This window comes from Streptomyces sp. 8N114 (assembly GCF_052245835.1).
Lineage (GTDB): Bacteria > Actinomycetota > Actinomycetes > Streptomycetales > Streptomycetaceae > Streptomyces.
The window spans coordinates 391,872-403,772 of the sequence record NZ_JBQQBT010000005.1 but is presented as its reverse complement, the minus strand read 5'-3'; the positions used below and the strand labels follow the sequence as shown (position 1 = coordinate 403,772).

General features: G+C 69.8%; 11 protein-coding genes. All 11 read right to left on the bottom strand.

Going from position 1 to position 11,901, the window contains the following annotated elements:
* Positions 1-46: 46 nt before the first annotated feature.
* The 11 genes from ACTWQF_RS14650 to mraY all read right to left on the bottom strand — a co-directional run bounded on the left by ACTWQF_RS14650 (position 47) and on the right by mraY (position 11,900).
* On the bottom strand, positions 47-1,234 hold the full coding sequence (locus ACTWQF_RS14650) for a DivIVA domain-containing protein (protein WP_443279787.1): 1,188 nt from the start codon (positions 1,232-1,234) through the stop codon (positions 47-49).
* Positions 1,235-1,286: 52 nt separating this feature from the next.
* Positions 1,287-1,571: a YggT family protein gene (locus ACTWQF_RS14645; protein WP_173869241.1), complete on the bottom strand. Its 285-nt coding sequence runs from the start codon at positions 1,569-1,571 to the stop codon at positions 1,287-1,289.
* Between the two features lie 64 nt (positions 1,572-1,635).
* Complete coding sequence (locus ACTWQF_RS14640) at positions 1,636-2,274, bottom strand: cell division protein SepF (protein ID WP_443279786.1); 639 nt, start codon at positions 2,272-2,274, stop codon at positions 1,636-1,638.
* Between the two features lie 142 nt (positions 2,275-2,416).
* Positions 2,417-3,115: a YggS family pyridoxal phosphate-dependent enzyme gene (locus ACTWQF_RS14635; protein WP_443279854.1), complete on the bottom strand. Its 699-nt coding sequence runs from the start codon at positions 3,113-3,115 to the stop codon at positions 2,417-2,419.
* Between the two features lie 165 nt (positions 3,116-3,280).
* Complete coding sequence (gene pgeF / locus ACTWQF_RS14630; protein WP_443279785.1) at positions 3,281-4,012, bottom strand: peptidoglycan editing factor PgeF; 732 nt, start codon at positions 4,010-4,012, stop codon at positions 3,281-3,283.
* On the bottom strand, positions 4,009-5,250 hold the full coding sequence (gene ftsZ / locus ACTWQF_RS14625; protein WP_443279784.1) for a cell division protein FtsZ: 1,242 nt from the start codon (positions 5,248-5,250) through the stop codon (positions 4,009-4,011). The genes pgeF and ftsZ overlap by 4 nt, the downstream gene beginning before the upstream one ends.
* A 549-nt stretch (positions 5,251-5,799) precedes the next feature.
* Entirely contained in the window at positions 5,800-6,729 is a 930-nt protein-coding gene (locus ACTWQF_RS14620; protein ID WP_443279783.1) for a cell division protein FtsQ/DivIB, read from the bottom strand.
* A gap of 48 nt (positions 6,730-6,777) precedes the next feature.
* The gene (murG, locus tag ACTWQF_RS14615; RefSeq protein ID WP_443279782.1) at positions 6,778-7,872 is read right to left on the bottom strand and encodes an undecaprenyldiphospho-muramoylpentapeptide beta-N-acetylglucosaminyltransferase; all 1,095 of its coding nucleotides are present in this window, start codon (positions 7,870-7,872) and stop codon (positions 6,778-6,780) included.
* A 6-nt stretch (positions 7,873-7,878) separates the two neighbouring features.
* Positions 7,879-9,276: a putative lipid II flippase FtsW gene (gene ftsW, locus ACTWQF_RS14610; RefSeq protein WP_443279781.1), complete on the bottom strand. Its 1,398-nt coding sequence runs from the start codon at positions 9,274-9,276 to the stop codon at positions 7,879-7,881.
* A 48-nt stretch (positions 9,277-9,324) separates the two neighbouring features.
* Positions 9,325-10,740 (bottom strand): UDP-N-acetylmuramoyl-L-alanine--D-glutamate ligase, encoded by a 1,416-nt coding sequence (gene murD / locus ACTWQF_RS14605; protein ID WP_443279853.1) that lies wholly within the window; start codon positions 10,738-10,740, stop codon positions 9,325-9,327.
* Between the two features lie 95 nt (positions 10,741-10,835).
* The gene (mraY, locus tag ACTWQF_RS14600; protein ID WP_433108750.1) at positions 10,836-11,900 is read right to left on the bottom strand and encodes a phospho-N-acetylmuramoyl-pentapeptide-transferase; all 1,065 of its coding nucleotides are present in this window, start codon (positions 11,898-11,900) and stop codon (positions 10,836-10,838) included.
* Position 11,901 lies beyond the last annotated feature (1 nt).

The window sequence follows — 11,901 nt, the reverse complement described above, 5'->3', positions numbered from 1 at the left end:
GGGCCCGGCCCGTCAACAATGGGCGCTCAGCGCACCGACACCGGCGTCAGCTTTCGTCCTCGTCGATGAGGAAGCCCCGCATCGGTGAGGGCGCCTGCTGGGCCGCCTGCGGCCCACCCTGCGGCCGCACCGGCGCCATCGGCTGCGTCATGGCAGGCGACATCTGCTGCTGCCCGCCGTAGGACTGCCCGGCACCGCCCTGGGTGTGCGGTCCACCGCCGGGGCCACCACCGTGGCCGCCCATGGAGTGTCCGTTGCCGCCCATCGACTGGTGCCCGCCCATGGAGCCGCCACCGCTGGTGGCCGCTCCGGCGGGGGCACCGGCCCCGGCCGACGCCATCGACGGCGTGGGCGCGGGCAGCGACGCGGTCGCCGGCGTCCGCGGCGGCGCGAGCGAGTCGTCGGCCTGGTTCTCCAGCTGCCGCAGCTGGCTCTCCAGGTACGACTTCAGCCGCGTGCGGTACTCGCGCTCGAAGCCGCGCAGGTCCTCGACCTTGCGCTCCAGCGTGGCGCGGGCGGACTCCAGAGAGCCCATGGCCACGCGGTGCTTCTCCTGCGCGTCCCGCTCCAGCGCATCGGCCTTGGCGCGCGCGTCCCGCTCCAGACCCTCGGCGCGGCTGCGTGCCTCGCCGACGATCTTGTTGGCCTCGGAACGGGCCTCCGCGATCGCCTGGTCCGCGGTCTGCTGTGCCAGCGACAGCACGCGGGCCGCGCTGTCGTTGTTCTGGCCGCCGCCGGGCATCTGCGGGCCGCCCTGCGGGCCACCGGGACCCATGGGACCGCCCTGCTGCGGGCCGGGGCCACCGGGACCCATCGGACCGCCCTGCGGACCCGGACCACCGGGACCGCCGTGTCCACCGGGGCCGCCGGGGCCCGCGGGGAGCTGTGCCTGTCCGCCGGGAAGCTGCGGCGGGCCGCCCATGCCCTGCTGCTGGGGCGGGACGGGCTGCGGTCCGGATATGGCGGCGGGCACGGGGGCCCCGCCTTGCTGCTGCTGCCTGTCCTGAGGTTCAGGAGGCTTTCGCATGCCGCCCTGTTGCTGTTGCTGGTTCTGCGCGGCCGCGCGTGTGGCCGCAGCCAGCTTGGCGCGCAGGTCCTCGTTCTCGCGCAGCAGCCGGGTCAGCTCGGCTTCGACCTCATCGAGGAAGGCATCGACCTCGTCCTCGTCATAGCCTTCACGCAGACGGACGGTCGTGAACTGCTTGTTCCGCACGTCCTCGGGGGTCAGTGGCATCTCTTCACCTCAACGTAAGTCGTCGGCATATCGGCAAGACCATTCCGATCGTTCACAGCCTGGCCACGACGTTGATCAGGATGTAGACGATGATCATGAGTACGAAGAAGGACAGGTCGAGCGCCACGCCCCCGAAGCGCAGCGGTGGGATGAACCGCCGCAAAAGCTTGAGTGGCGGATCGGTGACAGTGTAGGCGGCCTCCAGAACGACCACCATCGCCTTGCCGGGTTGCCATGAGCGGGCGAACTGGAAGACGTAGTCCATCACCAGCCGGAAGATCAGCACGAGCAGGAAGCAGTACAGCGCAATTTGGACCACGTCCAGTGCGGTTCTCATCTGCGCGTCCCTCTCCCCTGGGGCTCTCGTGCGGCCTTGGCGGCCTGTTCCTGGATCCTGCGTCTCAGCTCTGGTTGAAGAACCCGCCCTCTGCGATGCGGGCCTTGTCCTCCGCCGTGACATCGACGTTAGCAGGAGACAGCAGGAACACCTTCTGCGTCACTCGCTCGATACTGCCGTGCAGACCGAAGACCAGACCAGCCGCAAAGTCGACAAGTCGCTTCGCATCGGTATCGTCCATCTCCGTCAGATTCATGATCACCGGAGTGCCCTCACGGAAGTGTTCCCCGATGGTACGGGCTTCGTTGTAGGTCCGAGGGTGCAACGTGGTGATCCGGTACGGCTCACGTTCGGACACGACCTTGGGCATGATCACCGGGGCACTCTTCTCGACATTCTGGCGTTCAGGTGTGATGGATGACACCGGAGCAATTCTCCCGGCTCGTCCGCTTTCTGCGGCAACCGGAGGGGGCGACTCCGGCTCCCGTTCCCGCTGCGCCGGAGGGTGAGCAACCCTCACCGGCTCCTCGGGTTCGGTCTTTTGGAGGGAATGGTGTGATTGTTCCGACTCGTACCGCCGACGGTCACGTTCGGGCTCGGGCTCGGGCTCGAACTCGTCGTCAGGGTCGAATCCCCGGCCGTCGTACCCATCGTCCTCCACGAGGCCGAGGTAGACCGCCATCTTGCGCATCGCGCCGGCCATTCTCTGCGTCCTCCGCTCTGTGGTGGATCGACTCCGCCCCCGTCAACCGGTGGCCCTGGGATGATCCACGCAGCCTCTCCGACCGGCCTTTTCCGGCGGAAATGACCATATATTCTGCTGTGGCCCAACTCGCTTCGCGACGTTACCGGAGCCGGGGTCGGTCTCCGAGTACCGCACTGCCGACGCGCACATGTGTCGCACCGGCAAGCACCGCCTCTTCGAGATCCGAACTCATTCCCGCCGACACCATCGTTGCAGCAGGATGCGCCGCTCGCAGGGCGGTTGAGATTTCCCACAGCCGGTCGAAAGCCGCCCGCGGCCGCCCGACCAGCGGTCCGGTCAGCGGTGCGACGGTCATCACTCCGTCGAGCCGCAGACCTTGGGCAGCTGCCACCGTCTCCGCGAGATCCGTCACACCGTCGGGTGCCACACCGCCGCGCTCCCCCACCGAGCCTGACTCGGCGTCAAAGGCGACCTGGATCAGACATCCGATCTCTCGCTCCGTGCGCACGGCGGCGTTGGAGAGCGCGGTGACGAGCCGGGCACGGTCCACGGAGTGGACATGGTCGGCATAACCGGCAACGGACCGCGCCTTGTTGGTCTGCAACTGGCCGACGAAGTGCCAGCTGAGCCCGGTGTCCGCACATGCGGCCGCCTTCGGCGCGGCTTCCTGGTCGCGGTTCTCCGCGACCTCCCGGACCCCCAGCTCGGCCAGCAGCCGCGCATCACTGGCGGGATAGGTCTTGGTGACGACGATAAGAGTGACGTCCTCGCGCTTACGCCCCGCCGCGAAACAAGCGCCTGCGATGCGCTCCTCCACCCGGGCGAGATTCGCGGCCAGCTCGGCCCTGCGCGCCGTCTCAGCGGATTCTGGCGACTCCTGGGACTCTGGAGCCCCAGACCGCCCAGAAGCCCCAGAGGGCGCAGCAGCGGACTCTGCGGACACGCTGGGCTCACCGGACACCGAGGACTCCGGAGGCTCAGGGAACATCTCTGCCGTCACTTCTCAGCTCGCCTCGATCCAGACATAACTCGCAAGCCTTCCCGTCGTCTTGTCCCGGCGGTACGAGAAATGATCAGCGGACTCCAGCGTGCATACGGAAGACTGTTCGCACCGGGTGACCCCTGCCCGGGCGAGCTGCGCCCGTACCCCGGCGGCCATGTCGACGGCGGGCGTTCCCTGCCGGGTCGTCGCGTACGTCTCGGGGACGGCCGCCGCGAGCTCGGCACGCATCTCGTCGGGCACCTCGTAGCATCGGCCGCAGACAGCGGGACCGGTGCGGGCGACGATGCGTCCCGGCTGCGCGCCGAGCTCGGCCATCGCCTCGACCGTCGCACCCACCACACCCGCCAGTACGCCGGGCCGCCCCGCGTGCGCCGCGCCCGCGACTCCAGCGACCGGGTCGGCCAGCAGCACCGGAGTGCAGTCCGCGGTCAGCACCGCGAGCGCGAGCCCCCGGCGCGCCGTCACCACCCCGTCCACGGGCGGCGCGTCCGCACCGAACGGGCGGTCCACGACGGCGACGTCGCGCCCGTGCACCTGATGCATCCAGACCACCTCGTCGGGCGACAGTCCGAGCACCCGCGCGGCCCGCTCCCGGTTGGTCCGTACAGCCTCGGGGTCGTCACCGACCGCGCCGCCGAGATTGAGCTCCTCATACGGAGCGGCGCTCACCCCGCCCCACCTGTCGGTGAAAGCGAAGTGCGCGCCGCTGACCGTCTCTTGCGCAGCTATCACTTCAGGAAGTCCGGCACATCCAGCTCTTCCGCCTGACTGTCGTGGTACGGGCGGGCCGGCGGCACCTGCGGGGTGGCGGCCGGAGGCGGCACCTCGCTCACCGGCGCGGGCTCCGGGCGGGGCGGGGCCTCATCCTCGCGCGGCGGGGCGACCGAGCCGAGACCGCTGAACGAGGGGCGGTCGGGCTCCGGGTCCGCGGAGGTGGCGGACGGCTCGTCCTTGTACGAGGACGAGGAGGAGGCGGCGGACGACGACTGGCCGAGCGCCTTCTCCCCCTTCTTGGAGGGCGGCTGTCCGCCGTCGAACCCGGCGGCGATGACGGTGACCCGCACCTCGTCGCCGAGCGCGTCGTCGATGACGGCGCCGAAGATGATGTTCGCCTCGGGATGGGCCGCCTCGCTCACCAACTGGGCGGCCTCGTTGATCTCGAACAGACCGAGGTCCGAGCCGCCGGAGATGGAGAGCAGCACGCCGCGCGCCCCGTCGATGGACGCCTCCAGCAGCGGCGAGGAGATGGCCATCTCCGCGGCGGCCACCGCGCGGTCGTCGCCGCGGGCCGAGCCGATACCCATGAGCGCCGACCCGGCCTCGGACATCACGGACTTGACGTCCGCGAAGTCGAGGTTGATCAGGCCCGGGGTGGTGATGAGGTCGGTGATGCCCTGGACACCGGAGAGCAGCACCTGGTCCGCCGACTTGAAGGCGTCCAGCACACTGACCTGACGGTCCGAGATGGACAGCAGCCGGTCGTTCGGAATGACGATCAGGGTGTCGACCTCGTCGCGCAGCCCCGCGATACCGTCCTCGGCCTGGTTGGCCCGGCGACGGCCCTCGAAGGTGAAGGGACGGGTGACGACACCGATGGTGAGGGCGCCGAGCGAGCGGGCGATGTTCGCCACGACGGGCGCGCCACCGGTGCCGGTGCCGCCGCCCTCGCCCGCGGTCACGAAGACCATGTCGGCCCCCTTGAGGACCTCCTCGATCTCCTCGCGGTGGTCCTCGGCGGCCTTGCGGCCGACGTCCGGGTTTGCGCCGGCGCCGAGGCCGCGAGTCAGCTCGCGGCCCACATCGAGCTTGACGTCGGCGTCGCTCATCAACAGGGCTTGCGCGTCAGTGTTGATCGCGATGAACTCGACGCCCTTGAGACCGACCTCGATCATCCGGTTGATGGCGTTCACGCCACCGCCGCCAATACCGACGACCTTGATGACTGCGAGGTAGTTCTGCGGTGCTGCCACGTCGAAGGCCTCTCGCCTCGAGTTACGTATCCCTGTGGGGCGGTTCGAACGCCGACCCGAACCCTAAGTCTGAAGTTTAGGGTTACCAGTGCCTGTCTTACTTGGACTCTTCGCAACGGACACTAAGTCGACAAGTGCTGGGTGTTCAACGAACACGCCGAACCTCCCGTTTTTCTTTTCACCCTATGTGATCAGACCGAGCAGTAGCCATCCAGGGTGCTCACCAGCAGCAATACGCGTCAACTGGGACGAGTGGCTCCCGGTGAGGACATCAGCCTGATCATGTGTGGCAGCTCGGGTCAACTGACACGGCCACGGAGCGGCGGAGTCCAACCGTTCGCCGAACCCGGCTGGAGGTACGGGGGTTACGGCTTGCCCGGCGCATCTCACATACCCGGAACGGGGCTGCGCCCACGAAGGGGCGCTGGGAACTGCGCGCCCGGCCATGGGGGTCCCTCCCTGCTCGAAGCAGCTTGGGGGAGCACCCGCAGTCTGCGGACATCAGGCAGAGGCACCCCCTCCCCCAGCACGAATTTGCGCCGGGGGCAGTCAACTGTCCGAGGCGGCGGGGGCGCTGGGCGCTGTGACGTCGAAATGGGTGGCGTTCTTGGCGGCTTTCATCAGGGCCGCCAGCGCCTTGGCCTTCGCCGCGCCGAGCTCCGCGCTTCCCCACCGCACCGTGCGACCCTCCGTCAGCTCCAGAGAGATGTCGTCGTAGGAGCGGACCGTTACGGTGCGGACAGCGCGGTGGACGGAATCGGGGAGCGAGTGCGTGACCCGTGCCGCTTCACGCCGTAGCCGCGCCGCTGAGAAGTACCGCTCGCCCTCCGGTTCCTTCGGTTCCAGCACGAGAAGCGGAACGCCTTTCGGCGGTTTGCCGACTGTGGCGAATCGCACGCCTTCGGAGTCCACTTCCCGGTATTTACCGGCGCTCTCCAGAAGCAGTTCCGGGCGTCTTTCGGTCACGGTGAGCGTGACGCCGTGCGGCCAGGACCGTTCGGCCGTCACCTCCCGCACGCGCGGCAGCGCCTGGCGTACGCGTCGCTGCACGGCCGCCTTGTCGACGGTGATGAGCGGCGCGCCGGTGGGGACCTCCGCTGCGCGGGAGACCGCGGAGTCGCTCAGCGCCCGGGTGCCGGTGACGGAGACGCTCTCGACGCGCAGCCACGGTGAGCCGTACAGGACCCAACTGCCGAAGCCGCCCAGTGGAACGGCGAGGGCGAGCAGCAGGACCAGGATGCGCCGCCACCGCAGTCGCGTCCTGAGCCCTGCCGGGCGCGGCGGATTCTCCCGGTCGTGGTCGCCGGTCCCGGAGCGGGCGCCGATGCCGGGGCCGGGGCGCCCGCGCTGTTCGGCGCCCCGGCCCCGCGGGCGCGGGGCACCCGCCTCGTCGGATACCTCGGACTCCCTGGACGCCTTGGGCATCTTGGACGCCTTCGGCTTCTTGGTCGCCTTGACGGCTTTGGCAGCTCGGACCACAAGGACCACCCTGCTTTCTGTGAGCCGCCGCTTCCGCGCCGCGCCGTATCAGCCCTGGCGGCGCGCGGCGATCGCCTCGTACACCATGCCGACAAGCAGTTCATCGGCGTCCGGACGGCCGAACTCGGCTGCCGCGCGCGACATGGCGGTGAGGCGCTGCGGGTCGGCGAGGACCGGGAGCACATTGCCCTGGATCCACTCCGGCGTCAGCTCCGCGTCGTCGACGAGGAGTCCGCCCCCCGCCTTGACGACCGGCTGGGCGTTGAGCCGCTGTTCGCCGTTGCCGATCGGCAGCGGGACGTAGGCGGCGGGCAGCCCGACGGCCGACAGCTCCGCTACGGTCATCGCGCCCGCGCGGCAGAGCATCATGTCGGCCGCGGCGTACGCGAGGTCCATCCGGTCCACATACGGTACCGGCACATAGGGCGGCATTCCGGGCATCTGGTCCGCGTGGGGGAGCTCGTTCTTGGGGCCGACCGCGTGCAGGACCTGGATGCCGGCGCGCTGGAGGTGCGGAACGACCTGCTGGACGACCTCGTTGAGCCGGCGGGCGCCCTGCGAGCCGCCGGAGACCAGCAGCGTCGGCAGGTTGGGAGACAGCCCGAACGAGGCGCGCGCCTCGGGCCGTACGGCGGCGCGGTCGAGGGTCGCGATGGAGCGGCGCAGCGGGATACCGACGTAGCGGGCGCCGCGCAGCTTGCTGTCGGGCGTGGAGACGGCGACCCCGTGCGCGTAACGGGAGCCGATCTTGTTGGCGAGCCCAGGGCGGGCGTTGGCCTCGTGCACGACGATCGGCACACCGGCGCGCTTGGCGGCCAGATAGCCGGGCAGCGCCACATAGCCGCCGAAGCCCACGACGCAGTCGGCCTTGGTGCGCTCCAGGATCTGCTCGGCGGCCTTGATGGTGCCGCGCAGCCGCCCGGGCACGGTGATCAGCTCAGGCGTGGGTTTACGCGGCAGCGGAACGGCCGGAATCAGCTCGAGTTGGTAACCGCGCTCCGGCACGAGCCGCGTTTCCAGGCCGCGCTCGGTACCGAGGGCCGTGATCCCCACGGTCGGGTCCTGCCTGCGCAGGGCGTCCGCGAGGGCGAGCGCGGGCTCGATATGGCCGGCGGTCCCCCCACCGGCGAGTACGACGTGCACGCTGTTTCACCGCTCTCCGGACGGCGGCCTTCCGGCGCGCCGTCTCATCGTCTTCTCTCTCTTCCGGCCGGGGGTGCTCCGCGAGCGCAGCACCCCTGCCAGCCCTCCCCGAGACGTGCGCTGCCACAGGGCGGGCTGCCGCACGGCCAGGGCAGCGCGTGCTGCCGGGTCGCTGCGCGCGAAGGCGATCAGCAGTCCGACAGCGAACATCGTCGGCAGCAGGGCGGACCCACCATAGGAGAACAGCGGAAGAGGGACTCCGGCGATGGGCAGCAGACCGAGCACCGCACCCACGTTGATCACCGCCTGCGCGATGATCCACGTCGTCACTCCTCCCGCGGCATACCTGACGAAGGGTTCCTCCGTGCGTCCGGCCACGCGGATACCCGCATAGCCTAGAGCCGCGAAGAGGGCGAGTACCGACAGCGTCCCCGCCAGTCCGAGTTCCTCCCCGGTCACGGCGAAGATGAAGTCGGTATGGGGTTCGGGGAGTTGCCCCCATTTTTCCACACTCGCCCCCAGTCCGGATCCGAACCATCCGCCGGAGGCCAGCGCATAGATTCCGTGGACGGCCTGCCAGCACTGGTCGTCGGGCCCGGGATCGGTGGCACCGATGCAGCCGAGCCGGGACATCCGGTTGGGGCTGGAAGTGACCAGCAGCGCGGCGGCGGTGAGCCCGGCCACGAGTACGCCGGTGAACAGCCGGGTCGGCGCGCCCGCCAGCCACAGCAGTCCGAACAGCACGGCGGCGAGGATGAGCGCGGTGCCCATGTCGCCGCCGAGCATGATGAGCGCGAGCAGCAGCAGCGCCCCGGGCACCAGCGGCACCAGCAGGTGCTTCCACTGGGTGAGCATCTTCCGCTCGCCCTTGCGCGCGAGCAGGTCGGCGCCCCACAGGACGAGGGCCAGCTTGGCGAACTCGCTGGGCTGGAGCTGGAACGGGCCGCCCAGATAGATCCAGTTCTGGTTGCCGTTCACCTCCTGCCCCACCCCGGGCACCTGCACCAGGATCATCAGGAAGACGGAGACGAGGAGCAGCGGATAGGCCAGCGCCCGGTGCAGCCGGACCGGCATCCGGGAGGCGGCCAGCAGCAGCACCGTGCCGAGCGCCGCGGCCACCAACTGCTTGCGGAAAAAGTAGGTGGAGGCCAGTCCGGACTGGAGGGCCTGGATCTGCGAGGCGGAGAAGACCATCACCAGGCCGAGGACGGTGATGAGGAGACTGCCGCCAAAAATCAGGTAGTACGCCGTGAGCGGACGGTCCCAGGCCCGCTTGGCGCGGGCGTAGAGCCGTTGCGGTCCCGAGGTGCCCGGAGGTGTGCCGGGGTGCCTCGGCGGACGCACTGGCGCGGGTTGGCGGCTCGCGCGCCGGGGCGTGGGCGGTTTGGCGGATCGCGCCGTCATCCGTATCCCCTCCGTCTCGCCCGCGTCCTCGGCTGGCGGGGAGCGGGGTCAGTGCTCGCTGTGGCCTGCGGCGGTGCTGTGACCTTCGGCGGCGGCGAGGGCCCTGACCGCCTCGGCGAACGCGTCGCCGCGCGCGTTGTAGTTGACGAACATGTCCATCGAGGCGCACGCGGGGGCCAGAAGTACGGTATCGCCGGGCCGCGCCAGCGACGTCGCTCGGCGGACGGCCTCCGCCATCGCCCCAGTGTCCGTGCGTTCGAGGTCGGCCACGGGAACATCGGGCGCGTGTCGCGCCAGCGCTTCGCCGATCAGCTGCCGGTCGGCGCCCAGCAGTACGACGCCGCGCAGCCGGGGTGCGGATTTGGCGACCAGTTCGTCGAACGTCGCGCCCTTGGCCAGTCCGCCCGCGATCCACACGATCGACTCGTAGGCGGCCAGTGACGCCTCGGCCGCGTGGGTGTTGGTGGCCTTGGAGTCGTCGACGTAGGAAACGCCGCCCACCTCGGCGACGTGGGTGATGCGATGGGCGTCCGGGCTGAAGGCGCGCAGTCCGTCGCGTACGGCTGCGGGCGGTACGCCGAAGGCGCGGGCGAGGGCCGCTGCGGCGAGGGCGTTGGCGATGTTGTGCGGCGCCGGGGGATTGATGTCGCCGGTCTCGGCGAGTTCCTGCGCCTGCTGCTGCCGGTCGGGGACGAAGGCCCGGTCGACCAGCACGCCTTCGACCACGCCGAGTTGGGAGGGCGCCGGGGTGCCGAGGGTGAAACCGATGGCGCGGCAGCCCTCGACCACATCGGCGGCCCGCACCAGGTCCTCGGTACGGGGCTTGCTGTTGTCAGCCACGTCGTCGGCGTTGTAGACGCAGGCGACCTGGTTGCCCTCGTAGATCCGGCCCTTGGCGGCGGCGTACGCCTCCATCGAGCCGTGCCAGTCGAGGTGGTCGGGGGCGAGGTTGAGCACGGCGGCGGAGTGCGGGCGCAGGCTCGGGGCCCAGTGCAGCTGGTAGCTGGACAGCTCGACGGCGAGCACATCGAGGTGGCCGAAGGGCTCCTGCTCCAGGACGACGTCGATGAGGGAGACGCCGATATTGCCGGCCGCGGCCGTCCGCAGCCCCGCCGCGCGCAGAATACTGGCGAGCATCTGGACGGTGGTCGTCTTGCCGTTGGTGCCGGTGACGGCGAGCCACGGCGGAGCGTCGGGGCCGCGCAGCCGCCAGGCCAGCTCCACATCGCCCCACACCGGTACGCCCGCCTCGGCCGCAGCGCGGAAGAGAGGGCTGGCGGGCTTGAATCCGGGGGTGGTGACGATCAGCTCGGTGCCCTCGGGGAGCGTACGGTCGTCGCCGAGCCGGACCGTGACCCCGAGCGCCTCCAGTTCGGCGGCCTGGCGGCGGGGGCCCTCGCCGTCGCCGCCGTTGACGGCCGTGACGCGGGCTCCCAGACGGTGCAGCACCTTGGCCGCCGGCATGCCGCTGACGCCGAGCCCGGCGACGGTGACGTGCTTGCCGGACAGCTCCTCGGAGAGCTTTGTCAGGTTCGTCCGGTTCGCCCTGTCGTCGGAGGTCACTTGCTCGCCGCCCAGCCCGCGTAGAAGATGCCGACGCCGACGATGGCGCACATGCCCTGGATGATCCAGAACCGGACCACCACAAGGACCTCGGACCACCCCTTCAGCTCGAAGTGGTGCTGGAGCGGGGCCATCTTGAAGACCCGCTTCCCGGTGAGCCGGAAGGAGCCGACCTGGATCACGACGGACATGGTGATCAGCACGAACAGACCGCCGAGGATCGCCAGCAGCAGTTCGGTGCGCGAGCAGATGGCCAGCCCCGCCAGCGCCCCGCCGAGGGCGAGGGAGCCGGTGTCGCCCATGAAGATCTTCGCGGGCGAGGTGTTCCACCACAGGAAGCCGAAGCAGGCGCCCATCAGCGCGGCGGCGACGACGGCAAGGTCGAGCGGATCTCGTACTTCGTAACAGCCGGGTCCTGCGGTGGCGATGTGTGCGCAGGACTCCTGGTACTCCCATACGCAGATGAACACATAGGCGCCGAAGACCATCACCGAGGCGCCGGTCGCCAGACCGTCGAGGCCGTCGGTGAGGTTCACACCGTTGGACATGGCCAGGATCATGAACAGCGCCCAGACCACGAACAGCACGGGCGGCAGGGCCCAGCCGAAGTCCTGGGTGAAGGAGAGCTTGGTGGAGGCGGGCGTGAGCTGACGCGCGTCCTCGAAGCTGAGCGCGAGGAGCGCGAAGGCGATACCGACGATCAGCTGGCCGGCCATCTTCGCCTTGGCGCGCAGCCCCAGGCTGCGCTGCTTGACGATCTTGATGTAGTCGTCCAGGAAGCCCACCAGGCCCATACCTGCGAACAGGAAGAGCACCAGCACACCGGAGAAGGTGGGCTGTTCGCCCGTGATGAGCTTGGTCAGCACATAGGCGAGCAGCGTCGCCAGGATGAAGGCGATACCGCCCATGGTGGGGGTGCCGCGCTTGCTGTGGTGGTTCTGCGGGCCGTCGTCGCGGATGAACTGGCCGTAGCCGCGCGAGGCGAGCAGCTTGATCAGCAGGGGGGTCCCGATCAGGGACAGGAAGAGTCCGATGACCCCGGAGAAGAGGATCTGCTTCATC